Here is a 24,107-nt window from a genome sequence, read left to right as displayed (position 1 = left end):
AGCAGCGACCTACCGGCCGCGCTTGCGGCCACCGCTTGACGCGGGGGCGGGCTCATCAGCGGCGGGGGTGGACGGGGCCACGCGCTTCGCCGCGGCGTTCACCTGGTTGAGCAGCGTGTCCTTGTCGTCCGGCTCCAGCGTCTCAATGGCCTGACGCAGGGTGTTGAAGTCGAGCCGGGCGATGGTGACGGTGTTGCCGCCCTTGATTTCCTGGACGGTGGGCACGCCCACCAGCTCCCGCATGTAGGTCTCGAACTCCACCCGGACGTCGGCCGTCTGCTGGATGCAGGTGTCCTTCGCGTTGACCAGGTGCTGCGTGCCCTCGCGGTAGCTCAGGTCCGGGTTGCGGTTCATCGCATCCTCGAACGTGGCGGTCCGCTTGCGGAGGGAGGAGTAGAGCTCGATGTAGTCCACCAGCCGGTCCGTCTCCGGCCGGTTCACATTGCGCGCCTTGATGAGCGCCTCGGTGGCGTCCTCACAGGAGATCTTCTCGAGCTCGGCGGCGCCCGGCGTCTCCTTCGCGGAGAAATTCTGGGTATCGCGGTCCAGCCGCTCATCCGAGGAGATCTCCTTCACGCATCCGGAGGCGGACAGCAGGAGTAGGGTCGCAGCGGCGGTAGGGGCGGACAGGCGGCGGAGCATCCAGGCCTCGAACAATTGAAGGTACTTGGGCGTTGTATTCCGGAAGTTTGTAGCGATAAGGGCCCCCAGCCGTCAACGACGCCCCTCTTGGAGACCCCCAGGTGGACCTGCACGCCGAAAAAATCCTGATCCTCGATTTCGGGAGCCAGTACACCCAGCTCATCGCCCGGCGCGTCCGCGAGCTGGGCGTCTACTGCGAAATCCACCGCCCGGACCTCCCGGCGGAGGACATCCGAACGTACGCTCCCCGTGGCATCATCCTCTCTGGCGGGCCGGCGTCCGTGGAGGCCCCGGATGCCCCCCGGTGCGACCCCTTCGTCTTCGAAGCCGGCGTCCCCGTGCTGGGCATCTGCTACGGCCTCCAGCTCACCGCCAAGCTGCTGGGCGGCAAGATTGACCGGAGCGCCCACCGCGAGTTCGGCAACGCGGAGGTGGAGGTGCTGGCCCGCCGAGGCCCCTTCGCCGAGTTCACCCCCGGGGACAAGGTCCAGGTCTGGATGAGCCATGGGGACCGGGTGCAGGAGCTGCCCCCGGGCTTCGAGGCCATTGGCCGCAGCGGCAACTCGCCCTTCGCCGCCACCGCCCACACGACGAAGCCCTGGTTCGGCCTCCAGTTCCACCCGGAGGTGGTCCACACGCCGCAGGGCAAGGCCATGCTGCGCGCCTTCGTCTTCAACGAGTGCAAGGTCAGCGGCTCGTGGACGATGAAGGGCTTCATCGACGAGGCCGTGGGCACCATCCGCCGCCAGGTGGGTGAGCACGGCCGGGTCATCTGCGCGCTGTCGGGTGGCGTGGACAGCTCCGTGGCCGCGCTGCTGCTGCACCGGGCCATTGGCCCGCGCCTCCAGTGCATCTTCGTGGACAACGGGGTGCTGCGGCAGGACGAGCGCGCGCAGGTGGAGGCGCTCTTCGTGGACCGCTTCCACGTCCCGCTGAAGACGGTGGATGCGCGCCAGCGCTTCCTGGACAAGCTGGCCGGGGTGACGGACCCGGAGAAGAAGCGGAAGATCATCGGCCGCGAGTTCATCGCCGTGTTCGAGGAGGCCTCGCGCGACGTGCAGGACGCGGAGTTCCTGGCCCAGGGCACGCTGTACCCGGACGTCATCGAGTCCGTGTCGTACAAGGGCCCCTCCGTCACCATCAAGAGCCACCACAACGTGGGCGGCCTGCCGGAGACGATGAAGCTCAAGCTGGTGGAGCCGCTGCGCGAGCTCTTCAAGGACGAGGTCCGCGCCCTGGGCCGCGAGCTGGGGCTGCCGGATGAGATGGTGTCCCGCCAGCCATTCCCAGGCCCCGGCCTGGCCATCCGGGTGCTGGGGGAAGTCACCGAGCAGCGCCTGGAGCTGGTGCGGCGCGCGGACGCCATCGTCCAGGAGGAGATTCGCGCCGCCGGCCTCTACAAGGAGGTGTGGCAGGCCTTCGCGGTGCTGCTGCCGGTGCAGAGCGTGGGTGTCATGGGCGACGAGCGCACCTACGAGTCCACCTGCGTGCTGCGCGCCGTCACCAGCGTGGACGGCATGACGGCGGACTGGGCCCGGCTGCCGTTCGCCGTGCTGGAGCGCATCTCCACGCGCATCACCAACGAGGTGCGCGGCATCAACCGCGTCGCCTACGACATCTCGTCCAAGCCCCCCGCGACCATCGAATGGGAGTAGGGCGGCTGCCCGGTGCAGGTGCCGGGCAGCCTCTTCGTGTTTCAGGGGCCCTGGCCGACCGCGCCGGGGCCCCTTGCTTCGCCCGGAGGCATCACCCCGCCGGGCTGGCCTTCACGGGCGGAAGCTTGGTGCTGCCGGGACGCAGCTCCTCGAGCAGCCGCGTGGCGCCGTAGATCTTCGTCAGCGACTCGATGATGGCCTGGCTGTGGACGCTGACCGAGCGGTTGACGCTCTCGTCGAAGCCGTACTCGCCGCCCAGGGACTGGATGTTGCCGTCGAACACGATGCCGACGATCTCCGCGTCCTTGTTGATGACGGGCGAGCCGGAGTTGCCACCGATGATGTCGTTGGTGGAGACGAAGTTCATCGGCGTGGTGCCGTCCAGCGCCTTCTCGTTCTTCAGCCAGGACTTCGGCAGCGCGAAGGGCTCCTCGCCCGTGGCGTGCGCGAAGGTGCCCGCCATCTGGGTGATGGGGCTGACCTGCTTGCCGTTCTCCGAGTAGCCCTTCACCGCGCCGTAGGACAGGCGCAGGCTGAACGTCGCGTCCGGGTACTGGTTGGTGCCGTAGATCTCGAACTTGGCCTTGGCCACCAGCTCGCTGTTCTTGCGGAGGACGGACTCGACGTTCTCCTCGAACGTCTTGCGCACGGCCCGCATGTCCGGGTCCAGCGCGACGGCCAGTTGGATCATCGGGTCCTTGGACGCCGCGATGGCCGCCTTGCCGCCCTTGTGGAGCGCCTGGCGGGCCTTCACGTCGCGCAGCTTGGTGCCCTTCACCAGCCGGGCGGCCAGCTTCTCCGGGGACTCCTTGCCCAGCACCTTCTTCACGAAGGGGTGGTCGGAGCCCAGCTCCTCGCGCATCTTGGTGAGGCTGAACGTCAGGCGGGCAATCTCCAGCTCCGGGTAGATGGGCGCCGGGCTGAACAGCTGGGCCTCCAGCGCCGGGACGTTGGCCTGGTTGAACTCACGCAGGCGCTCGCCGTTCGCCTTCGGCAGCTCCTCGGCGCCGCGCACCAGCGTGCGGGCCACCTGGAACAGCGAGGAGGACAGGCCGCCGCCGTTCTCCATGAACGTCAGGTCCTTGCGGATGTTGCGCAGCTCCGTCTGGGCCTTGGCGATCTCATCCCAGGCCGCGCCGTACTTCGTCTTCATCTCCGGGTTGGCGTTGACCTTCTTGCGCAGCTCCTGCTCGGCGGCGACCTTCTGCGCGAAGAACGTCTTGTCCAGCAGGGCCTCGTGACGGCCCTTCATCGCCTTCACCGCGTTCTCCACGCCGAACAGCATGTTGGTGGAGATGCGGCGCTGCTCGGCGCCACGGCGGCCGAACTCCGTCAGCATGCCGCGCATCTCGGAGAGCATCATCAGCGTCTTGGGGAGCTGCACGTCGCGGTGGAACTCCAGCTCCGCGATGGTGAGGCCACGCGAGGTGCGGCCCGGGTGGCCGGAGATGAAGGTCAGCTCGCCTTCCTTGGCGCCCTTGTCGGACCACTTGAAGAAGTTGTTCGTCGTCGCCGGCTTGCCGTCCTCGTAGACGCGCAGGAACGTCACGTCGAGGTCGTAGCGGGGGAACTCGAAGTTGTCCGGGTCTCCGCCGAAGAACGCGATGGCGTGCTCGGGCGCCATCACCAGGCGGACGTCCTGGAAGCGCTTGTACTCGTAGAGGTTGTACTGGCCGCCCTGGTACAGGGTGACGACGTCACAGCGCGCCTTGGCGTTGCCCGCGGAGCAGGCCTGCTCCAGCTCGGACATCTTCGCCTTGAGCGTGTCGGCGTACTGCTTGCCCGTCAGCCCCTGGGTGGCCTTGTTCAGCGTCTCCGTGACGTCGGTGATCTTGACCAGCTGGTTGATCTCCATCGCCGGGCACTGCGTCTCCTCGCGCTGCGTCTTCGCGTAGAAGCCGTTGGCGATGTAGTCCTTCTTCGCCGTGGAGAGCTGGTCGATACAGCCGCGCGCGCAGTGGTGATTCGTCATCACCAGGCCGTTGCCGGACACGAAGCTGGCCGAACATCCGCCCGCCAGACGCGCCGAGGACAGGCGCACGTTGTCCAGCCACTGCTGGGAGGGCTCGAAGCCGTACTTCTCCTTCACCTTCGCGGAGGGAAAGTTGTTGTAGGTCCACATGCCCTCGTCGGCCATCGCGGGAGCCGCGCCGAGGAGGGTGGCAATCACGAACAAGCGCTTCATGAAACGGTCCTTTCCAGGGCCATGGGTGTCGCGGTTCTGCGGGAAGCTCCTGGCTGGGTCAAGCCAGTAAAAAGCGGGGAAGATCTCCCGGGGAACCCAACACACGAGCAGGCTTCTGATTCCCGCCGCCAGGGGTTGGACTCCGAGGAGAAACCCCTTCAACGCGACGTGTCATCCGGCTACGTTCCATGGCTGGGATTCGCGCATCCTACGCCTGGGACGCGCACGGCCGGCTGTCAGTCCTTCCGGAGCGCCTGAAGCGGGTCCATCCGCGTCGCCCGGCGGGCCGGAACCCAGCAGGCGAGCAACGCCACGGCGGCGAGCAGCGCCGCCATGGTCCCGAAGGTCCAGGGGTCTCTCGCGCTGACGCCGTGAAGCTGGCTCGCGAGCCCCTGGGACAGGGCCAGCGCCGCCCCAAGTCCCACCCCCAGGCCCACCGCGGTCATCCCCGCGCCCTGGACCATGACGAGCCGGAGCACATCCGCCGGCCGGGCGCCGAGCGCCATCCGGACGCCCAGCTCCCGCGTGCGCTGGGAGACCCGGAGCGAGACGACCCCATAGAGGCCGTAGGCGGCGAGCAGGACGGCGAGGAGCGCAAAGCCGCCGAACAGCCCCAGGACGAGCCTGCGCATCGCCAGGGACTGCGAGACGACCTGGTCCAAGGTGAGCGCCCGGTAGACGGGCACAGTGCCATCCACGCGGCGGATGGCCTCCCGAATGGCCGGGAGCAGCGTCTCCGGCGGCACCGTGGTGCGCGTCACCAGGACGAGGCCGTCATCACCCCAGGGCCTGCCATGAGGGACGTGGAACTCGGCGAGGGGTTCGCGCTCCAGCCCCGCCTGGCGGACATCCCCCACGACGCCGACGATGGTGTACGGCGTCGCCCCGATGCGCAGCCGCTGACCCAGGGCACCTCCCGCCGGAAAGTGTCGGCGGGCCAGGGCTTCGTTGACGATGACCACGCCGGGCTGGTCTGGCGCGGCGTCCAGGGGCGTGAAATCGCGCCCCTGGCGCAGGGGGATGCCCATGGCGGCGAAGTAGCCCGGACTGGATGCGCGGCGCTCGGCGCGGGGTTCGTCGCCGGGCGCTGGCAGCGGGGCGCCTTCGACCTGATACCGGGCGTTGTTCCAGGCCCGTTGGATGGGGAGCACGGACGTCATGCCCGCCGCGGTGACGCCCGGGAGCGCGCGAACCGCCTCCAGCACCGGCTCCAGGAGCCGTCCCGGCAGCTCCGCGTCCAGGCCGCCCTCATTGAAGAACCGGTCGTCTGGGATGGACAGATTTAGCGTGAGCACCTGGCCGGGGGCCAGTCCGGAGGAAGTCCCCAGCAGGTGCAGGAAGCCGCGTCCGAGCAGGCCCGCGCCGACGAGCAGCACCAGCGATAGGGCGATCTCCACGACCACCAGCGAGGCCCCCAGGCGACGGCCGAAGCCCGGCACCGTGCCGCCATCACCCGCGGCGGCGAGCCCGCCACGGAGGTCCAGCCGGGAGACCTGGAGGGCCGGAAGCAGCCCGAAGGCCAGGCCACTGACGCTGGTGATTCCGAAGAGGAACAGGAAGGCCGTGCCGTCCAGCGCGATGTCCTGACGCCGGGGCAGGTGCTCCGGAGCCAGGGCCAGCAGCGCGTCCAGACCCCAGCGCGCCAGCAATGCGGCCAGCGCGCCGCCCAGCAGCGCCAACAGGAGGCTTTCGACCAGGAGCTGCTGGACGACCCGGGCCCGGCCGGCGCCCAGCGCCAGACGAACGGCCAGCTCGCGCCGCCGGGTGCCCGCGCGGGCCAGCAGCAGGTTCGCGACGTTCGTACACGCGATGAGGAGCACCAGGGCGACGGCACCGAACAAGACCTGGAGCGGCGCACGCCAGGACTGTGTCTGGCTTTCGTCGAGCGGGATGACGCGGGCGCTCCGCTCCCGGTGGGATTCCGCCTGGGCCGACGCGGAGTCCGCGGCGACTTGCTTCAACTGGGCCTCGGCGGAGGCCAGCGAAACACCTGGCGCCAGCCGGGCCCGGAGGGTCAGCACCGTGGACCGGGTCCGGGCGGCGGCGTCCGGCGGCGCCACCAGGGGCAGCCAGACGTCCGTGGACGCATCGAAAGAGGCCGGCATCACGCCGATGACGGTGTGGGCCAGGCCATCCAGGCTCACGGAACGGCCGAGGACGGCCGGGTCAGCGCCGAAACGGGCTCGCCAGAGACGCTCGCCGAGGACCGCGACCGGGGCCTGACCGGGCAAATCCTCGTCGGAGGCGAAAGTCCGGCCCAGCAAGGGCGGCACGCCATGAACCGTGAAGAAATCAGCCGTTCCGCGAAGGGCCTGGAGGCGCTCAGATGCCTCCGAGTCCTGGAGCGTGACGCCGCCGCCCGTGAACGCCGCCATGTGCGCGAAGGCCGGGCTGTGTTGGCGCCAGGCCCAGAACGTGGGCCAGGACACCGGGCCGCCATAGCCATGGGGGCGCACCTCGACGAGGCTGACCAGCCGCTCGGGCTCCGCGTACGGCAGCGGCCGGAGGAGGACCCCGTGGACCACGCTGAAGATGACGGCGTTGGCGCCAATGCCCAGCGCCAGGCACAGCACGGCGGCCGCGACGAACCCGGGGGAACGGCGGAACGTGCGGAGCGCGAAGCGAACATCCGCGGCGAGCGAATCGAAGAAGGTCATGGCGGGCCTCGCAGGTGCAGAGCTTGCCGGAACGGCCCAGGAACCAGGGCGGGGAACGGCCTGAATCGACCCCAGGTTTCGCGCTCGCTTAGTTTACATAACGCATGTTATCGGACGTTCTTTCATAGAGGGAGAGGCCACGTCGTGGACGGTTATCCGCGGCCCCATGGCCACCAACCCACGGCCCGGCTGGCTGGCTGGCACTCGGTGCTTTCCGGCACTCACTCCGGCGCATACGGTGGTCGGCGCATGCGTCTTCTTCGATTCGGACTCGTCGCCGCCACCTGCTGTGGCGCTCTCGTCCTCTCGGGCTGTCCCGACAAGCCGGCCGCCGTTCCGGATTCGGGCGTCGCCGAGGCGCCTCCGGTCCCCGCGCCGCCACTGCCGACCCGGTTCTCGCTCAGCTACCAGGCCTTGCCCAGCGCGCCGGCCGAGGCAGCAGCCAATGACGCGGGCGCCGCCGACGACGCTGGAATCGCCATCGCGGGCCTCACGGAAGTCGCCCCGGCCCCCGATGACGTCTCCATCATCGAGCCCACGTCGCTCCTGGAGCTCCGGACGACCCGCCCGCTCAAGAACTACCGCGTGCGCCTGTTCGACGAAGCCGACCGGGCCATGGTGTCCGATGACGACGTCGAGGAATCCGAAGCCGGCCTCGTCTACCGAATCCAGCTGCCGCAGCCGCTCAAGTCCGGCTTCAAGTACACCCTGGTCGTGGAGGCGCAGACTGGCACCGCGTTCACCGACGGCCTGGGCCGTGACGTCGACGAGTTCCGCCAGGCCCTTCAAATCGCTGGCGATAAGGAAAAGCCAGCCCCTGCGCCCAAGCCCGCCGGCAAGAAGAAGCGCCGCTGAGCCTGGGCCGCCCGGGACTGGCCTTGAATCAGCGATCCGCGACCGGCGGCAGGCCCAGTGCGTTCTTCAGCTCCCGCAGCTTGGCCTGGATGAGCTTCATGTTCTGGGGCCCCATGCGCAGCAGATGCTTCTGCGCGGGGCTCAGGTCCTCCAGCTCCGGCGCCGCATAGGCATACAGCGCGCCCTCCGACACGACTTCCACCGGGCCTTCCTGCGCGGGCACCTTGAGCAGATGTTGGATGGCCGCGCTCAGGGAGCTGCTGAACGTCTGTCCCGGCGGCGCAATCTCCGCGTGGGCCTGATCAATCGCCGGCTTCAGCTCGCGGTACACGCTGGTCGCGGCCTGCGTGTCGATGGAGCCCATCACGCGAGCCACGGTGTCGTAGCGCGCGTAGCCGGCCGGGTCGATGACCGTCGTGCCGTCCACCTCGGTCACCTGGAAAGCGCCCGTGGGCGCCAGGAACCCGAGCACCGTGCGCGGGCTCGAGCCGTCCGCGATGTTGTTCACCGCGGCCGTGAAGCGCCGGACCAGGTCCTTCTCGTTCATCCACCGCGCGAGCTCGGGTTCAGGCGAGAGCTGACTCGCCAGGCTGCGGACCTCGGCGTCCCGCTCCGGCAGCGACGTTTCGGGCATCGTCTGCGGTGCCGCGGCGATCTCGCCAGCGGGCTCCGTCGGAGCCGCAGGCACCTCCGCCGGAAGCGACTCCTGACGCCGCAGACCAAAATACGACGCCACCAACGCCAGGCCCGCCAGCCCCAGGACGACAGCCAGCGTCTTGCCCTTGGAGCGCGGTGCGGCTTCGGGAACCTCGGCCGGCGTCGGATTCGTCGGGTCGTTCATTCATTCCTCCGTAGGTGGACGCATCAACCTACAAACGCCCCCCCAGGTCATTCCAGCGGACCGCTCCACTTCGCACACGTAGATGTTCACCGTCCGGTACTCGCGAATGCACGGCTACTGCCAGGACGGCGAACCGGGCACAGTCACCCTGCCCGCTCAGCCGTCCTGCTCCATCGCCCGGACGCGAGCAAGCGTCTGCAGATCCCGCTCGGTCGGCCCCAGCTCCAAGATGATGCGGCTCACGTCGTAGAGCACGTCGCCGCGCTCGAAGACTGGCAGCCGGGGAACATCCTGGTTCAGCTCGTCCGCGCCGCGGTTGTACGCCACGTCCATCAGCGTCCGGAGCTGGAAGGCATCGTAGAGGTTGTACTCGACGAGGAACCGGAGGGCCTCCACGTCGCCTCGGCGCTGGTACGCGCGCCACAGCAGCACCGCGTCGTAGCCATTCACGCCCTTCATGTGCGGCGGACGCTCCGCGCCAATCTTCCCTTCGATTTCCTTCAGCCCGCCGCCCATGCCCAGGCGCCGCGTCACGAACCGCAAGTCGATGTGCGCGTCCGGCACCGGAAAGCGCCCCGGGCCGAAGTAATTGCGCAGGACGGGCACGTCGAAGCACGAGCCGTTGAAGGTCACCCACAGCCGCCGCACCGCCATGGCCTCCGGCAGCGCGTCCATGTTCCGGCCCTGGATGAAGACGTGAAGGCCCTTCGAATCAAACAGGCTCACCACCGTGGGCGCCTGGGCCTCCCGGCCGTCCGTCTCGATGTCGAAATAGACGGCGTCGTCCTGGAACTCCGGGTACAGCCGCCAGTGCTCCCGGCCCGGAAGCAGCTCCGCGAGCTTGCGCAAGTCCCGGCGGGCCAGCGCGTCCTTCGCCTCGGCGATGCGCGCCCGAGCCACGTCGTCGGCCTTCCGGCTCAGCGCCACCCCCTGGCCCGCTTCCGGAAAGTCCTCCCAGGTCCGGATGCCGCGGGACCACAAGTCCTTCTCCCGCCAGGGGCCGACGCTGGGGATGTGCTGGAACGTCCGCTGCAGCATCAATCGAGCGCGCCCAACCTTCCCGCCACCAGGTCGTCCAGGAGCGGGATGTCCGCCTCGCAGAACGGCAGTGACTGCATCTGCGCCGGCGTGTGGAACGCCAGCGCGTGGGCGCCGAGGGGCCGGGGCTCGCCCGAGACAATCCGGGCCAGGTACAGCACCAGCTCCACTGTCAGGTCCGGATAGGTGTGCGGGCCTTCCCAGAGCCGCCGGCCCACGGCGAGCTCCACGTCCAGTTCCTCGCGGCACTCACGGGCCAGCGCGGCCTCGTCCGTCTCCCCGGCCTCCACCTTGCCGCCGGGGAACTCCCACAGCAAGGCGCGGCTTCCACCGGGGAGCCGCTGCTGCACCAGGAACTGGCGTCCATCCTCCGGCCGCGGAATCAGCGCCGCGACCACGCGGACCGTCCTGCGGGCCGGCGCCGTCACCCGTCAATCCCCTTCATATCCAGGGAGTACAGGTAGCCGCTGTTCGACAGCACGAACAACTGCCTGCCCGCGACGAAGGGCGGCGCGGAAATGCCGCTCCCGGGGTTCCACGACACGCGCGAGCGCCCCGTCTTCGGCTCCAGGAACAGCAGCGAACGGGACGTGGGCACGAGCAGCATTCCCTGGGCGAACACCGGAGCGAAGGCCGCCCGTTCCCCCAGGGGATGCGACCAGAGGAGCCGTCCCGTCTCCGCCAGGTAGGCATCCACCCGGCCGTCGCCCGAGGCGAAGAGCACCTGGCCACTCACCAGCAGCGACGTCATGCCGGCCACGGAGGTGTTCCACACCAGGTCGCCCGACTCCGCCTCGAGCGCGAAGATGCCGCTCTTGTACGACGTGACGTAGAGCTGCCCGTTGGCGTCCATCACCGGGCTGCTGTCCACGTCCAGGAACTCGGAGCCCGGACCGGACAGCGAGCGCTCCCAGGTGACGCCGCCGTCGTCGACGCTGAGCGCCACCACGAAGCCGTCGGAGAAGCCGATGTAGGCCACGCCTTCGCGCACCAGGGGCCGCGAAGCCCCTCGGACGGTGAAGCCGGTGGGCGGATCCCGGCGGTACTGCCAGGCCCACTGCCCATCCGCGAGCTTCACCGCGAAGAGCGTGTCACTCTCCGAGGCCACGAGCACCAGGCCGTTCGTGACCACGGGCACCGTGGCCAGGGCCTCGCCCGCGACGTACTTCCACTTCTCCTCGCCCGAGGCGACGTCCAGCGCGTACAGCACGCCGTCACCGCCCGGAATGTAGGCCACGCCGTCCACCACCCGGGGCCCGGCGCTGAAGCGGCTGCCCGTCTTGTACGTCCACTTCACCTGGCCGTCGGGACCCACGCCGCGGGCGAACCCGTCCCGCGTGAGCGCGACGGCCGTCCGGCTGACGGCGTCATAGGCCGGCGTCGCCGTCTCACGCGGCCCGTACTCCAACGTCTGCGCGGGCGCGAGCGGCGTCCACCAGTTGACGGAGAAGTACTCCAGCGGCGTGTTCGACGGCGGCCGGGGCAGCTCCGGATTGCCGTAGTACCGCGCACCGCTGCAGCCGCCCAGAAGCCCTGCCGCCACGGCGCCACCCAGCCAACGCTTCCAGCTCACGAGCCGCATCGTCATGGCGTGTGTTTCTACCCTGCGTCCGGAGCGGGTGCAGCCGCCGGAGCCTCCGGGGCGGGAACCTTCACACCTTCGGACGCCAGCACCGCCAGGCGCTCACCGGCCTGACGCGCCGCCGCCGTGTTCGGCTGCGCCGTGGTCAGCTTCGACAGCACCTGGGCCGCCTCTTCCTTCTTGCCCAGGAGGATGAGCATCCGGGCCTTGTGGTAGTCACCCATGCCCAGCAGGAACGGGCCCCCCGCTGAGCCCATCTGCTCGAAGGCCTTGATGGCGTCCTCGTACTTGCCATCCGCCTCGAGCGCGTAGCCCTGGCCCTCAAGGGCCTCCGCGCGGAGCGGATCGTTCTGGGGCGCGCCCTTGAGGTACTCGCCGAAGGCCGTCTGCGCCGCGGCGTAGTTGCCCAGCCGGAACTGCGCCTTGCCCTCGGCCAGGGCGGCCGTCGCCGCGGACGGGGTGCCGCCGTGCGCCGCGCGGAACTCGCCCAACGCCTTCACCACGGCCTCGTCGCGCTCCTTCACCGTCTTGAAGGGGGGCTCGGTCTCACCGGGCTGCGCGGGCTCCACGCCCTCCACGGGCCGGTCGAGCACGGTCAGCGCCTGTCCCAGCGCCTGGGCGGCCTTCTCCTCGCCGCGCTTGGACACCTCGCTGGCGATGGCAACGCCCACGCCGCCCAGGATGAGCACGCCCGCGGCGAGCCCGATGATCTTCTGGCGCTGCGCAAGCCAGTCGCTCGCCTCGGTGCCCGCCTTCTGGAAGGTGTCCGGCTGGCTGAGCTCTTTCTGGCGAATCTTCTCGGTCTTGGTGGTTCCGGCCACGTCTGGAAACCTCTTTTAAAGAGCGGCGCACTGTATGGAGCGCGCGCCGCGAGTGTCAACGCACTGACGCCTCAGCGCTTCCCCTGGCGCTGCGGCCGCTTGCGGGCCTCGCGCTTGGCCTGCCCGGGCCGGCCCTTGAAGATGAGCCGGATGGGCACGCGCAGGTCGAACGTCTTGCGCAGCTGGTTGGTGATGTACCGCCTGTACATGTCCGGAACGCCGTCCGGATGGTTCACGGTGATGGTGAAGGTCGGCGGCGCCGCGGCCACCTGGGCGATGTAGTACATGCGCAGCGGCTTGCCCCGGACGATGGGCGCCGGGTGGTTGTCCACCATGTGCTCCAGCAGCCGGTTGAGCTGCGGGGTGGGCGCCCGGAAGCGGAACTGGTCGGCGAGCTCCGTCGCCACGTCCACGACCTTCTCCACCTTGGAGCCCGTCAGCGCGGAGGTGAAGAGGATGGGCGCGTAGCCCACGAACTTGAGCGAGTGCTTGAGGGACTCGCGGAAGGTCTCCTGGCGGCGCTGGTCGGCGCCCACCAGGTCCCACTTGTTCACCACGATGACCAGGGCGCGGCCCCGCTCCTCGGCCAGGCCCGCCAGCTTGGCGTCCTGGTCCACCGCCGGCTCCATGGCGTCCATCAACAGCACCGCCACGTCGCTGCGCTCCATCACCTTGAGCGCGGCCACCACGGAGAACTGCTCCACGCGCTGGGCAATGGACTTCTTGCGCCGGATGCCCGCCGTGTCGGTGAGCAGCAGCTTGCGGTTCTTGTACGTGAGCTCGGAGTCCACCGGGTCCCGCGTCGTGCCGGCCACCTCGCTGGCCACCACCCGCTTCTCCTTCAGGATGGCGTTGACCAGGGTGCTCTTGCCCACGTTGGGCCGGCCGATGATGGCCAGGCGGATGATGCCGTCGTCCGGCGGCGCCTCCGCGTCCTCGCCCTCTTCCTTGGGCGGCAGCCTGGCCACGACGGAGTCGAACAGCTCCTGCATGCCCAGGCCGTGCTCGGCGGACAGGGCCTGCACGTCGCCCAGGCCCAGGCGGTAGAATTCACCGGCCAGCGCCTGCATCTGCCCGGACGTGTTGTCCAGCTTGTTGGCGGCCAGCACCACCGGCTTGCCGCTCTTGCGCAGGTAGTTGGCCACGGCCTCGTCCGCGGGCATGAGGCCCGCCCGGGCGTCGGTGACGAAGACGATGACGTCGCACTCGTCCACGGCCAGCTGCGCCTGCTCCCGCACCTGCTGGAGGAGCTGATCCTCGTCACCGGGCACGAAGCCGCCGGTGTCGATGAAGGTGAACTTGCGGCCTTCCCACTCCGCGTCCGCGTAGTGGCGGTCCCGCGTCACGCCCGGCTCGTCCTGCACCAGCGCGACGCGCCGGCCCACCAGCCGGTTGAACAGCGTGCTCTTGCCCACATTGGGGCGTCCGACAATTGCGACCAGGGGCTTCATTTCAGTCGTATCCCAGCTTCTTGAGGCCTTCGGGGCGCTCGCTCCAACGCGGTTCCACGCGGACGCGCAGGTCCAGATACACGTGCGCGCCCAGCAGCCGCTGCACGGACTTGCGCGCGTCGGTGCCAATGGTCTTCAGCATCTGCCCCTGTTTGCCGATGATGATGGCCTTCTGGCTGTCGCGCTCCACGAAGATGGACGCGGCGATGCGGATGAGCCCGCCCAGTTGGTTCGGCGGCGTGCCCGGCCGGGGCTCGCGCTCGGATTCGTCGAAGATGTCCACCACCACGGCCGTGGAGTACGGAATCTCCTGGCGGCAGTGCCGCAGCACCTGCTCGCGGATGTACTCGGCCGCCAGCGCGCGCTCCTGCTGGTCGGTGAGCATGTCCTCGTCGAAGACATTCGCGCCTTCCGGCAGGTGCTCCAGGACGGTGTGGAACAGCCGCTCCACCCCGTCCTTCTCCCGGGCGGAGATGGGGACCACCTCCGCGAAGGGGAACTCCTGGCGGTACAGGTCGATGAGCGGCAAGAGCTGCCCCTTGGCGACGCTGTCGATCTTGTTGATGACCAGGAAGGTCGGCTTGCCGATCTTCTGCAGCCGCTCGAGGATGGCGCGGTTGCCCGGGCTCACCTCGGGCTTCTCGCTGGCCGGCGGCTCGATGAGGAAGAGGACCAGCTCCACCTCCTCCGCCGCCTGGAGGGCCACCTCGACCATGTAGCGGTTCAGCTCGCCCTTGGCCTGGTGGATGCCCGGCGTGTCGATGAACGCCACCTGCCCTTCCGGACGGGTGACGACGCCGAGGATGCGGTTGCGCGTCGTCTGCGGCTTGGGGGAGACAATGGCGATTTTTTCGCCGGTCAGTGCATTGAGCAGCGTGCTCTTACCCACGTTGGGGCGCCCGATGAGGGCGGCGAAGCCGCTGCGGTGTGTCTTGGGGGAGGCCATTGCTTCGGAGGTGATCTGGGACGCCGCGTACCACGGAGGCCCGAAAAGGGAACGTCTGGACAGCGCCTCTAGCAGCCCACCGCCCGTCCGGTCATGCCAGGACGGGCGGCGAGTGGACAGGCTACGGCTGGGTCGTGGAGATGGTCAGCTTCTTGATGACGACATCCTGGCGGGGGCGGTCCCGCCCGTCGCGCGGCGCGCCGGCGATCTTCTCCACCACGTCGTAGCCGCTGAGCACCTCACCGAAGATGGTGTGCTTGTTGTTGAGGTACGTCGGCTTGGACGTGGTGATGAAGAACTGGCTGCCGTTGGTGTTGGGGCGGCCGACGTTCGCCGTGGCCAGCAGGCCCACTTTGTCGAAGGTCCGGCCGCTCTGGTACTCGTCCTCCACGTTGAAGCCCGGACCACCGCTGCCGCTGCCCGTGGGGTCTCCGCCCTGGATCATGAAGCCCGGAATCACGCGGTGGAAGATGATGCCGTCGTAGTAGGGGCGCTGGGTCTTCTCACCCGTCTTCGGGTCCTGGAAGGGCAGCTCGCCCGTCGCCAGGCCCACGAAGCTGCTCACCGTCTTCGGCGCGTCCTTCGCGAACAGCTTCACCACGATCTGCCCCTCCGTGGTGTCGAAGGTGGCGTAAAGGTCATTGCCCGCGCGGGCCTCGTCCAACATTCCCATGCTACCCTCCCGTGTGGGGGCCCGTCCGAGGACGAACCCGGTCATGTGTCACGGCCTTGGTGAAACCGTCTTCGCGCCCGCGTCCTTCGGGGGCGCCGCTGCCTTGCTCGCCGCGGGGGCCGTCACGCCCTTGGGAGCCTTGTCGCCCAGCAGCACGCGGGTGAGTACCACCGCGGTGCGCGGGCGATCCCGGTTGTCCCGGGGCACGTTGCTGATCTTCTCCACCACGTCGTAGCCGCTGAGCACCTCACCGAAGATGGTGTGCCTGCCGCCCAGGTGCCCCGGCGTGGAGGTGGTGATGAAGAACTGGCTGCCGTTGGTGTCGGGCCCCGCGTTGGCCATGGCCAGCAGGCCCGGCTTGTCGAAGGTCCGGCCGCTCTGGAACTCGTCTTCGAAGCGGTAGCCCGGGTCGCCGGAGCCGCTGCCCGTGGGGTCTCCGCCCTGAATCATGAAGCCCGGAATCACCCGGTGGAACACCGTGCCGTCATACAGCGGCTTCCTGGCCATCTTCTCCGTCTTCGGGTCCCGCCATTCCTTCTCACCGGCGGCCAGCCCCACGAAGTTGGCCACCGTCCTGGGCGCTTCCTTGGCGAAGAGCCGGACCACGATGGCGCCCTCGCTCGTCTGGAGCGTGGCGTACAGGTCCTTGCCGGCCGCGGCCTTCCGCGTCCACTTGCCGGAGTCAGCGGCGAGGACGGATCCCGCCAGCAGGCAGGTCACCAGCGCGAGCGTCTTTCGGAGGGAGGCGGGGGGCATGTCGGCGCGGCACCTTACGCGCCGCCCCCTGCCCCATCCAAGGGGTTTCACGCCGGGGTGTCGTGTCGTGGCGTTCCGGGCGGGGGGGAGGTGGGACACGAGGCGTCTTCCCGCAGCTTCTCCAGCGTCGCCTGCGCGGCGGACTGCTCCGCCTCCTTCTTGCTGCGGCCGGAGGCCCGGGCGAAGGCCGTGTCCCCCAGCATCAGCTCCACCTCGAACACCTTGGAGTGTTCCGGACCGGACTCGGAGACCACGCGGTAGCGGGGCTGCAGCTTGAGCCGCTCATGGGCCAGCTCCTGGAGCAGCGTCTTGTAGTCGAGCCGCCCCTGGCCGTTGGAGACCTCGTCCAGCAGGTCCGCGAAGTACCGGTCCACCAGCGCCATCGCGGCGTCCAGCCCGCTGGTGAGGAACACCGCTCCGAAGACGGCCTCCAGGGCGTCCGCCAGGACGGAGTTCTTCTCCCGGCCGCCGGACATGAGCTCGCCCCGGCCCAGCAGCAGCAGGTCGCCCAGCGGAATGGTCCGGGCCACGCGGGCCAGGCCGTCCTCGTTGACGACGCGGGCGCGCATCTTGGTCAGGGCGCCTTCGGGCAGGCCCGGGCAGCGCGCCATCAACCGGTGGCTGACGGCCAGGTTGACCACCGAGTCGCCCAGGAACTCCAAGCGCTGGTTGTCCTTCAGCTCCTTGTCCCGCGTCTCGTTGACGTACGTCTTGTGCGTCAGGGCCTCCAGCGCCGTCTCCATCCGGGAGAAGCTCAACCCCAGCCGCGACTCCAGCAACTGAACCCGCTCGGACGGGTTCATCTTGTCCGCACCACTCAACGCATCACTCCTGAGGCGCGTCCGGGCCCACCAGCCTCACGGCCGCGGGAGGGACCTTCAGCAGGTCCGCCACCATCCGCACGATGCCTGGAAACTCATCCAGTTCGAACCGCCCCGCCCACTCCTTGCCCTGGGGACCCGCCAGCAGCCCCCGGAAGGTGCGGCCCGCCACCCTCGCGGCGGCGAAGCGGTACGGACGGCCCTCCACCTGCAACTGCGCCAGCAGCTCCAGGCTGCTGCGAGGAGGCACCAGCGCCTCCGCGCCGAACTTCTCCACGATGTCGGAGAAGCGCACCAGCCCGGCGCCCACGGGCGCGGCCTGCGGGCGGCTGGCCGGCTCTCCAAAGAGCGCGACCAGGTAGCCCGTCAGCGCCGCGCGCTCGCGGAACTCCGACAGCTCCAGCGTGTGGCCGCTGCCCGTGGGGAGGTCTTCCTTTCCCCGGGCCACCCGGGCCACGCGAAAGTTGCCCAGCCGGTCCGACACCAGCGTGACGACCAGCTCCCCGTCCACCACGTCCGTGGCCAGCTCCAGCGTCTCCGGCTCCACGCGCGGCGTCAGCCCCAGCACCTGGAGCTCCGCCGAGCGGCGCTGGACGTGGAAGATGTGCTCGTTGAACGCGTCCGCGAGCAGCGCCTCGATGTCGGCCACGTCGCTGAGCGCGCCCACCAGGATGGGCGCCAGCCCCACCACGGCGGGCGGCGCGATGGGGATGAGACGGTCCCCCATCACCTGGAAGGTCACCTCCGGGATGAACGCCCGGGTGACGGGATTGACCAGCGGGGACGACTCCAGGTCCAGCACCGCCTCGGTGCCGGCCGCGTCCTCCCGCAACTGCAGCCCGAGGCCTTCCAGCCGCGCGGTGTCCATCAAGCCCCTTTGAAGGTTTCTCGGGCGATGATTGTACGCTGGATCTCGCTGGTGCCTTCGCCGATCTCACACAGCTTGGCGTCGCGCAGGTAGCGCTCGACGGGGAACTCGCGGGTGTAACCGTACCCACCGTGGATCTGCACGGCCTTGTTGCACGCCCGCATGGCCGCCTCGGAGGCGAACAGCTTCCCCATGGAGGCCTCCCTCGAATAGGGCTTGCCCTCGTCGGCCAGCTTCGCCGCGCGGTGGACCAGGAGCCGGGCGGCGTCCAGCTCCGTCTTCATGTCCGCCATCATCCAGCGCAGGCCCTGGAACTCGCTGATGGGCTGGCCGAACGCGGTGCGCTCGCGCGAGTAGCCAATGGACTCTTCCAGGGCGCCCCGGCCCAGGCCCACCGCCAGCGCGCCGATGGTGATGCGGCCGCGGTCCAGAATCTTCATCGTGTCGATGAAGCCGTGGTCCAGCTCGCCCACGCGCGCCGAGTCCGGCAGCTCCACGTTCTCCAGGATGAGCTCGGCCGTGTCCGACGAGCGCATGCCCAGCTTCCCGTGGATGGCGCGCTGGCTGAAGCCCGGCTGGCCCTTCTCCAGCAGGAACGCGGTGATGCCCTTCTGCCGCTTCTGCGGCGAGGTGACGGCCAGCACCACGAACACGTCACCCACCGTGCCCTGGGTGATGAACATCTTCGCGCCGTTGAGCACCCAGCCGTCGCCCTTGCGCACGGCCGTGGTCTTCATGCTCGACGCGTCCGAGCCGGACCCCGGCTCCGTCAGGCCCCACGCGCCCAGATACTCCCCCGTGGCCAGCCTGGGCAGGTACTTCTGGCGCTGCGCGTCCGAACCGAACACGCGCAGGTGGCTGGTGCCCAGGCCGTTGTGGCTGGCCACCGTCAGCGCGAGCGAGCCGTCGTAGCGGGCGATCTCCTCCACCGCCACCGCCACGGCGAGCGAGTCCATGGCCGCTCCGCCGAACTCCTCGGCGACCAGCATGCCCATCACTCCGAGCTGCCCCAGCTCCCGGACGACCTCCATGGGGAACTTCTCGTCCTTGTCCCACTCCCGGGCATACGGCTTCACCCGCCGTTCGCAGAAGTCACGGAGGGAGGACTGGAGGGCGCGATGGCTTTCAGGAAGGTCAAAATCCATGGTCAGCAGGATCTATAGCAGACGGCCCAGGCGCAGCCCGGGCCTTGGAGGTGGGGTAACGCTACCTACTCAAACCGGATAGACGCCGTGTTTCTTTTCCGCACGGGGCTGCTGCCGCTGCGAGTAGACGCCGTAGCGCTGGGTGAGCTCTTGACGCAGCCGGTCACCCGGGACGATGTCGTCAATGACGAGCTCGCTGGCCAGCTTGTAGATGTCCACGTCCTGCTTGTACTCGTCGCGCAGCTTCTGGACGTAGGCGGGCCGCTCGGCCTCCGGCAGCTCTTGAATCTTGTTGTAGTAGACGGCGTTCACCGCCGCCTCCGGGCCCATGACGGCGATCATCGCGCCGGGCAGCGCGAGGGTGGCGTCCGGGGCGAAGCCGGGGCCGCTCATGGCGTAGAGGCCGGCGCCGTAGGCCTTGCGGACCACCACGCAGACGCGGGGCACGCTGGCCTCGGACACGGCGGAGATCATCTTCGCGCCGGCGCGGATGATGCCCGCGCGCTCCACCTTGGTGCCAATCATGAAGCCCGGCACGTCCGCCAGGTAGAGCAGCGGGATGTTGAAGGCATCACACAGCCAGATGAAGCGGGCCGCCTTGTCCGCGCTGTCCACGAAGAGCACGCCACCCTTGTACTTGGGCTGGTTGGCGACGATGCCCACCGGGCGGCCGTCGATGCGGGCCAGGCCGGTGACGAGCTCCTGGGCGAAGAGCTTCTTCACCTCGAACCAGCTGCCCTCGTCGATGAGCTCGTTGATGAGCTCATGCATGTTGAAGGGCTTGTTCTGGTCGACGGGGACAATCTCCTCCACCTTCTTGCCGCCAGCCTTGGGGGCCCTGGGCTCGGCGCGCGGCGGCGTCTGGGAGAAGTTCTCCGGGAAGTAACCGATGTACTTCTTCGCCGCCTCGATGGCCTCCTGCTCCGTCTTCACCAGCACGTCGCCGACGCCGGAGACGGAGCAGTGCATCTTCGCGCCGCCCATCTCCTCCAGGGTCACCTTCTCGCCGATGACCATCTCCGCCATGCGCGGGCTGCCCAGGTACATGGAGGCATTGCCCTCCACCATGATGACCAGGTCGCAGAACGCGGGGATGTACGCGCCACCGGCGGCGGACGGCCCGAAGAGCAGGCACACCTGCGGCACGAAGCCAGACATGTGCACCTCGTTGTAGAAGATGCGGCCGGCGCCCCGGCGACCGGGGAACATCTCCACCTGGTCGGTGATGCGGGCGCCCGCGGAGTCCACCAGGTAGAACAGCGGGCAGCGCAGGTCGCGGGCCGTCTCCTGGATGCGGAGGATCTTCTCCACCGTGCGGGCGCCCCAGCTCCCGGCCTTCACCGTGGAGTCGTTGGCCATGATGGCCACGGTGCGCCCGGCCACCTTGCCCACGCCGATGACGACACCATCCGAGGGCAGGTCCGGGTCCAGGTTGTTGGCGAGCTTCGCGTCCTCCACGAAGGAGCCTTCATCCACCAGCAGGCGGATGCGCTCGCGGGCGAAGAGCTTGCCCGCCTCCGTGTTCTTCGCGTGGTACTTCTGCGAGCCACCCTTCTCCACCTGGGCGATCTTCTCCAGCAGTCTCGAGTCTTGGGACATGGCCCGTGGCACATAGCAGAAAGGGCTACGGCTGGCTGCCTTCTCGCTGGGGGACCGGCGCGGCGTGACAGGCAGACGACGCACCGCACAGAACAGTCCCCGCGGGGGATGCCGCTCCTGGCTCCCCTGCCTACCTTGGTGCGTAACGGGGGCGCGCTCGCGAGTGACGCGCACCCGGCAACCATCGGGCCCAGGAGGGACGCATGTTCGCAGCGAAGAAAGGCAAGTGGATGGCCAAGGGAATCGCCCGGAGCGACCTGTACCGCAAGTGGCTGGCCCACAAGCTCATCAATGACCTGCCGCGCGTGGCGCGGAACCGTTGGGATGACTTCGAGCCGGATGACGTGCTGCGGCATGTGGGATTGACGACCTACAAGCCGGCGCGCGCGGGCCTGGGCAGCCTGGGCGTCTTCCTCCTCGGCGTGGCCGCGGGTGGCGTGGCGGCCCTGCTGATGGCCCCGAAGACGGGCACCGAGCTGCGGACCACCGTGAAGGACAAGGCCACGGCCTACATGAACAAGCAGCACGTCAACCTGGGCCAGGAGCGCACCGCGAACGCCTGAGCGGCGCGCGCGGCCTTCGGGACAGGACGTGATGAACCTTCGGGGACGGGGCACCGGTGAGGACCGGGCCTTCCGTCCCCGAGCTCTTTCGTGTGGGCTAGCGGCCCTTGTAGACGGGGGCGCGCTTCTCCGCGAAGGCGCGCAGGCCCTCCAGCCGGTCCTCCGTCTTGAGGATCTCCTCGTACTTGCGCAGTTCCAGCGCCAGCGCGTCGTCCAGTTCCAGGCCCGTGCCCTCGTCGATGGCGTGCTTGGCCGTGGCCACGGCGATGGGCGCGTTCTCCACCACCGACTCCGCCACCCCGTACGCCACGGCCAGCAGGTGGCCCTCCGGCGCCAGCCGGTTCACCAGGCCCACGCTGAAGGCCTCCGCGGCGTTGATGCGGCGGGCGGTGAGGATGAGGTCCTTGGCGCGGCCCGGCCCCACCAGACGCGCCAGGCGCTGCGTGCCTCCGCCGCCGGGGATGATGCCCAGCTTCACCTCGGTGAGGCCCAGCTCCGCGGCCGGGGCCGCCACGCGCAAGTCACACGCGAGCGCCAGCTCCGTGCCGCCACCGAAGGCCGCGCCGTTGATGGCGGCGATGAAGACGCAGTCGCTCTTCTCGAGCGCGCGGAAGGTGCGGCGCAGTCCCTCCAGGAAGGCGCGGACCTCGTCCTCGGCCATGGTGGCGCGCTCCTTGAGGTCGGCGCCGGCGCAGAAGGCCTTGTCGCCCGCGCCGGTGATGACGACGGCACGCACGTCTCGACTGGAAGACACGCGGGTCACCAGCTCGCCCAGCTCCTTCAGCATGGCGCGGCTGATGGCATTGCGGCGGCTCTCGCCGTCGATGGTCCAGATTTCGATGGGACCGCGTGCGTCGACCTTGAATTCCGGCATGTTCGCTCCCCTTTCCTGGCAGGCGGGCTGCTCTGGGCCGCGGCAGAGTGCGTCCATAAGCCGGGTCTGGCAAGGCGGAAACGGTTAGCATGGGAGACATGGCCACGCCTCCGCGCTTCATCTCGCACCGACTCTCCCGGTGGGCCCCCTGGCTGCCCGCCATCGCCTACGTGGCGCTCCTGCTTCCGCTCGAAGCCCTGGGTCGCGGCGGTGGCGGCGAGCACTACTCCCGCCCCTCGTCCGGCAACGGCGGTGGCCGCGGCGGCGGAGACGGGGACGGCGTCGCGCTCTGGGTCGTCTACCAGCTCTTCAGCCTCGTCTGGCGCTACCCCAAGGTCATGCTGCCGCTGCTCTGCGTTGGCGGCGTCGTGTACTGGCTGTACCGCCGCAACCTGCACCCGGACGCCACCACGAAGCGCGCCCTGGAGCAGCGCGAGGCCTATCAGCGCACCCAGGTGTCACAGCGGGACGTGCAGGGCTGGGTGAACGCCCTCAAGCTGAAGGACCCCGCCTTCGAGCTGGCGCCGATGCTCGACAAGACGAAGTGGCTGTTCATGGCGCTGCAGCAGGCGTGGTTCCTGCGGGACATGACGCCGGTGCGGCCCTTCCTGTCGGACGCCACCTTCCAGCGCTTCGGTGTCCAGTTGGCGCTCATGCGCGCGCAGGGCGTGCGGGACGCCATCACCGACTTCGAGGTGCTGGACCTCCAGCTCATCGGCCTGGACCAGAGCCCGTGGTTCGACAGCATCCACGTCCGGGTCCACGCGCGGATGCGCGACACCGACGTGCCCGTGTCCTTCACCGACGCGCAGGCCACCGAGGCCGCGCGCAAGGCCCCCAGCGAGGCCTTCACGGAGGTCTGGACCTTCGTGCGCAAGCCGGGGGCGCAGACGCGCATCGGCGCGGACCTGTTCCAGGGCAAGTGCCCCAACTGCGGCGCGCCCTTCAACGGCGGCGCGGCCAACAGCTGCGAGTTCTGCGGCGCGGTGGTGAACTCGGGCAACTTCGACTGGACCCTGTCCGAAATCACGCAGGGCATCGAGCACGCGCCGTACCACAAGACGGTGGACGGGCTGATGCAGGCGCGCGAGGCCGACCCGGCGCTCAACCTGGAGATGCTGGAGGACCGCGCGTCGCTGCTGTTCTGGAAGTGGATTGACGCGCAGAGCCGCCGGGACATGAAGCCGCTGGCCAAGGTGGCCCGGGCGGACCTGGTGCAGGGGCTGGAGTCAGAGCTGGAGGCGCTGGGACGGCAGGGCCGCCGCCGCATGTTCCTGGAGTGCGCCGTGGGCTCCGCGGACGTGCGCGCCTTCCAGGTGAATCCCCAGGGCGACGACGTGGCGCACGTGGAGCTTCGCTGGAGCGCGCGCATGGGCAGCGGGGCCGTGAAGGAGCCGCCCTCCTCCCGGACCACCGTGCCCCAGCGCCACATCTTCACGCTGACGCGCAAGCACGGCGCGAAGACGAACACCGCCAACGGCATGTCCACGGACCGCTGCCCGCAGTGCAACGCGCCGCTGACGAACAGCGCCGCCACGGACTGCGAGTACTGCGGCACGCCGCTGTCCACCGGTGAGCGCGACTGGGTGCTCGCGGCGGCGCGCACGTTCGAGGCATGGAACGCGGACGAGAACGCCCGGTTCCGGGCCCTCCCCCCGCGCCGGGCCGCGCCGCGACAGCGCATGGGTGGCCAGGCCCCCGCGCCGCGGCCCGAGGACGCGGTGATGGACGTCCAGGAGCGGCAGCGCCTGCTGTACATGATGGCCTCCATCGCCGCCGCCGACGGCGAGGTGACGTCCGCGGAGCGCAAGCTGCTGAAGCTGTGCTCGGAGCGCTGGGGCGTGGCGTGGGACAACGTGGAGCTGGCGCTGAGCATGGGGCCCCAGCTCTTCGACCGCCTGGCTGCGAAGGGCAGCCCCGAGGCGGAGGTGTTCCTGCGCAACATCGTGGAGATGGCGCTGGTGGACGGCCGCATCGACCGCAAGGAGCGGCGGATGCTGGAGCACGCCGCCGCCCACCTCGGGCTTCAGGAGCGGCTGGCGTCGATGATTGACGGGCGGTAGGGCCCCTCCCTGGAGCACCTCGCGCCCGAGCGTCGCCTCGGGCGCGAGCCTGTGGTGCGCGGTGACCTGAAA

General features: G+C 69.3%; 21 protein-coding genes. 4 read left to right on the top strand and 17 right to left on the bottom strand.

The genetic code is table 11. The annotated features are described in order from the left end of the window. Positions 1 to 9 precede the first annotated feature (9 nt). Positions 10 to 657, bottom strand: a complete 648-nt coding sequence (locus KGD87_RS08130) for a hypothetical protein (protein ID WP_284666899.1) — start codon at positions 655 to 657, stop codon at positions 10 to 12. An 86-nt stretch (positions 658 to 743) separates the two neighbouring features. On the opposite strand from KGD87_RS08130, the gene guaA reads away from it, so the two are divergent. Then, on the top strand, positions 744 to 2,297 hold the full coding sequence (gene guaA, locus KGD87_RS08125; RefSeq protein ID WP_284666898.1) for a glutamine-hydrolyzing GMP synthase: 1,554 nt from the start codon (positions 744 to 746) through the stop codon (positions 2,295 to 2,297). 91 nt (positions 2,298 to 2,388) lie between these two features. On the opposite strand, the gene KGD87_RS08120 is transcribed toward guaA, so the two are convergent. Beyond that, positions 2,389 to 4,482, bottom strand: a complete 2,094-nt coding sequence (locus tag KGD87_RS08120; RefSeq protein ID WP_284666897.1) for a S46 family peptidase — start codon at positions 4,480 to 4,482, stop codon at positions 2,389 to 2,391. A 236-nt stretch (positions 4,483 to 4,718) separates the two neighbouring features. Further along, positions 4,719 to 7,139 carry an ABC transporter permease gene (locus KGD87_RS08115; protein ID WP_284666896.1) on the bottom strand — a complete coding sequence of 807 codons (2,421 nt, stop codon included), beginning with the start codon at positions 7,137 to 7,139 and terminating at the stop codon, positions 4,719 to 4,721. A 249-nt stretch (positions 7,140 to 7,388) separates the two neighbouring features. Here KGD87_RS08115 and KGD87_RS08110 point away from each other — a divergent pair, with 249 nt between their 5' ends. Next, positions 7,389 to 7,994 carry a hypothetical protein gene (locus KGD87_RS08110; RefSeq protein ID WP_284666895.1) on the top strand — a complete coding sequence of 202 codons (606 nt, stop codon included), beginning with the start codon at positions 7,389 to 7,391 and terminating at the stop codon, positions 7,992 to 7,994. Positions 7,995 to 8,022: 28 nt separating this feature from the next. Here KGD87_RS08110 and KGD87_RS08105 read toward each other — a convergent pair whose 3' ends face one another. The 13 genes from KGD87_RS08105 to KGD87_RS08045 form a co-directional block, all read right to left on the bottom strand. Next, the gene (locus KGD87_RS08105) at positions 8,023 to 8,835 is read right to left on the bottom strand and encodes a DUF3014 domain-containing protein (RefSeq protein WP_284666894.1); all 813 of its coding nucleotides are present in this window, start codon (positions 8,833 to 8,835) and stop codon (positions 8,023 to 8,025) included. 156 nt (positions 8,836 to 8,991) lie between these two features. Further along, entirely contained in the window at positions 8,992 to 9,873 is an 882-nt protein-coding gene (locus tag KGD87_RS08100; RefSeq protein WP_284666893.1) for a ribonuclease H-like domain-containing protein, read from the bottom strand. Next, entirely contained in the window at positions 9,873 to 10,301 is a 429-nt protein-coding gene (locus tag KGD87_RS08095; protein ID WP_284666892.1) for a (deoxy)nucleoside triphosphate pyrophosphohydrolase, read from the bottom strand. Before KGD87_RS08095 ends, KGD87_RS08100 begins: the two co-directional genes overlap by 1 nt. Further along, positions 10,298 to 11,461, bottom strand: a complete 1,164-nt coding sequence (locus KGD87_RS08090; protein WP_284666891.1) for an outer membrane protein assembly factor BamB family protein — start codon at positions 11,459 to 11,461, stop codon at positions 10,298 to 10,300. Before KGD87_RS08090 ends, KGD87_RS08095 begins: the two co-directional genes overlap by 4 nt. 11 nt (positions 11,462 to 11,472) lie before the next feature. After that, on the bottom strand, positions 11,473 to 12,276 hold the full coding sequence (locus tag KGD87_RS08085; protein WP_284666890.1) for a tetratricopeptide repeat protein: 804 nt from the start codon (positions 12,274 to 12,276) through the stop codon (positions 11,473 to 11,475). 71 nt (positions 12,277 to 12,347) lie between these two features. Beyond that, the gene (gene der, locus KGD87_RS08080; protein WP_284666889.1) at positions 12,348 to 13,727 is read right to left on the bottom strand and encodes a ribosome biogenesis GTPase Der; all 1,380 of its coding nucleotides are present in this window, start codon (positions 13,725 to 13,727) and stop codon (positions 12,348 to 12,350) included. 1 nt (position 13,728) lies between these two features. Beyond that, positions 13,729 to 14,673, bottom strand: a complete 945-nt coding sequence (era, locus tag KGD87_RS08075; protein ID WP_284666888.1) for a GTPase Era — start codon at positions 14,671 to 14,673, stop codon at positions 13,729 to 13,731. 121 nt (positions 14,674 to 14,794) lie between these two features. Next, the gene (locus tag KGD87_RS08070; protein WP_284666887.1) at positions 14,795 to 15,346 is read right to left on the bottom strand and encodes a peptidylprolyl isomerase; all 552 of its coding nucleotides are present in this window, start codon (positions 15,344 to 15,346) and stop codon (positions 14,795 to 14,797) included. A gap of 48 nt (positions 15,347 to 15,394) precedes the next feature. Beyond that, positions 15,395 to 16,102 carry a peptidylprolyl isomerase gene (locus tag KGD87_RS08065; RefSeq protein WP_284666886.1) on the bottom strand — a complete coding sequence of 236 codons (708 nt, stop codon included), beginning with the start codon at positions 16,100 to 16,102 and terminating at the stop codon, positions 15,395 to 15,397. 47 nt (positions 16,103 to 16,149) lie between these two features. Continuing rightward, a complete protein-coding gene (rnc, locus tag KGD87_RS08060) occupies positions 16,150 to 16,905 on the bottom strand; it encodes a ribonuclease III (RefSeq protein WP_284668600.1) in 756 nt (251 codons plus the stop codon). 22 nt (positions 16,906 to 16,927) lie between these two features. Next, on the bottom strand, positions 16,928 to 17,791 hold the full coding sequence (locus KGD87_RS08055; RefSeq protein ID WP_176410792.1) for a hypothetical protein: 864 nt from the start codon (positions 17,789 to 17,791) through the stop codon (positions 16,928 to 16,930). Next, the gene (locus KGD87_RS08050; protein WP_284666885.1) at positions 17,791 to 18,936 is read right to left on the bottom strand and encodes an acyl-CoA dehydrogenase family protein; all 1,146 of its coding nucleotides are present in this window, start codon (positions 18,934 to 18,936) and stop codon (positions 17,791 to 17,793) included. The genes KGD87_RS08055 and KGD87_RS08050 overlap by 1 nt, the downstream gene beginning before the upstream one ends. A gap of 69 nt (positions 18,937 to 19,005) precedes the next feature. Continuing rightward, positions 19,006 to 20,535, bottom strand: a complete 1,530-nt coding sequence (locus tag KGD87_RS08045; RefSeq protein ID WP_284666884.1) for an acyl-CoA carboxylase subunit beta — start codon at positions 20,533 to 20,535, stop codon at positions 19,006 to 19,008. Positions 20,536 to 20,738: 203 nt separating this feature from the next. Between KGD87_RS08045 and KGD87_RS08040 the strand changes: the two genes are divergently transcribed. Further along, positions 20,739 to 21,098, top strand: coding sequence for a YtxH domain-containing protein (locus KGD87_RS08040; RefSeq protein ID WP_284666883.1), 360 nt, complete (start codon positions 20,739 to 20,741; stop codon positions 21,096 to 21,098). Between the two features lie 97 nt (positions 21,099 to 21,195). On the opposite strand, the gene KGD87_RS08035 is transcribed toward KGD87_RS08040, so the two are convergent. Continuing rightward, positions 21,196 to 21,972: an enoyl-CoA hydratase-related protein gene (locus KGD87_RS08035; protein WP_284666882.1), complete on the bottom strand. Its 777-nt coding sequence runs from the start codon at positions 21,970 to 21,972 to the stop codon at positions 21,196 to 21,198. A 98-nt stretch (positions 21,973 to 22,070) separates the two neighbouring features. Here KGD87_RS08035 and KGD87_RS08030 point away from each other — a divergent pair, with 98 nt between their 5' ends. Continuing rightward, on the top strand, positions 22,071 to 24,035 hold the full coding sequence (locus KGD87_RS08030) for a TIM44-like domain-containing protein (protein ID WP_284666881.1): 1,965 nt from the start codon (positions 22,071 to 22,073) through the stop codon (positions 24,033 to 24,035). Positions 24,036 to 24,107 lie beyond the last annotated feature (72 nt).

This window comes from Myxococcus sp. SDU36 (genome assembly GCF_030168875.1).
Lineage (GTDB): Bacteria > Myxococcota > Myxococcia > Myxococcales > Myxococcaceae > Myxococcus > Myxococcus vastator.
The sequence above is the reverse complement of the archived record's forward strand: the minus strand, read 5'-3'. Positions and strand labels throughout refer to the sequence as shown.

Coding starts and splice junctions, on each gene's coding strand:
- rnc (WP_284668600.1), bottom strand. CDS start 16,905: ATGAACCCGTCCGAGCGGGTTCAGTTGCTGGAGTCGCGGCTGGGGTTG.
- KGD87_RS08040 (WP_284666883.1), top strand. CDS start 20,739: ATGTTCGCAGCGAAGAAAGGCAAGTGGATGGCCAAGGGAATCGCCCGG.
- KGD87_RS08120 (WP_284666897.1), bottom strand. CDS start 4,482: ATGAAGCGCTTGTTCGTGATTGCCACCCTCCTCGGCGCGGCTCCCGCG.
- KGD87_RS08110 (WP_284666895.1), top strand. CDS start 7,389: ATGCGTCTTCTTCGATTCGGACTCGTCGCCGCCACCTGCTGTGGCGCT.
- KGD87_RS08115 (WP_284666896.1), bottom strand. CDS start 7,139: ATGACCTTCTTCGATTCGCTCGCCGCGGATGTTCGCTTCGCGCTCCGC.
- der (WP_284666889.1), bottom strand. CDS start 13,727: ATGAAGCCCCTGGTCGCAATTGTCGGACGCCCCAATGTGGGCAAGAGC.
- KGD87_RS08045 (WP_284666884.1), bottom strand. CDS start 20,535: ATGTCCCAAGACTCGAGACTGCTGGAGAAGATCGCCCAGGTGGAGAAG.
- KGD87_RS08100 (WP_284666893.1), bottom strand. CDS start 9,873: ATGCTGCAGCGGACGTTCCAGCACATCCCCAGCGTCGGCCCCTGGCGG.
- KGD87_RS08035 (WP_284666882.1), bottom strand. CDS start 21,972: ATGCCGGAATTCAAGGTCGACGCACGCGGTCCCATCGAAATCTGGACC.
- KGD87_RS08030 (WP_284666881.1), top strand. CDS start 22,071: ATGGCCACGCCTCCGCGCTTCATCTCGCACCGACTCTCCCGGTGGGCC.
- KGD87_RS08055 (WP_176410792.1), bottom strand. CDS start 17,791: ATGGACACCGCGCGGCTGGAAGGCCTCGGGCTGCAGTTGCGGGAGGAC.
- era (WP_284666888.1), bottom strand. CDS start 14,673: ATGGCCTCCCCCAAGACACACCGCAGCGGCTTCGCCGCCCTCATCGGG.
- KGD87_RS08070 (WP_284666887.1), bottom strand. CDS start 15,346: ATGGGAATGTTGGACGAGGCCCGCGCGGGCAATGACCTTTACGCCACC.
- KGD87_RS08105 (WP_284666894.1), bottom strand. CDS start 8,835: ATGAACGACCCGACGAATCCGACGCCGGCCGAGGTTCCCGAAGCCGCA.
- KGD87_RS08090 (WP_284666891.1), bottom strand. CDS start 11,461: ATGACGATGCGGCTCGTGAGCTGGAAGCGTTGGCTGGGTGGCGCCGTG.
- KGD87_RS08065 (WP_284666886.1), bottom strand. CDS start 16,102: ATGCCCCCCGCCTCCCTCCGAAAGACGCTCGCGCTGGTGACCTGCCTG.
- KGD87_RS08050 (WP_284666885.1), bottom strand. CDS start 18,936: ATGGATTTTGACCTTCCTGAAAGCCATCGCGCCCTCCAGTCCTCCCTC.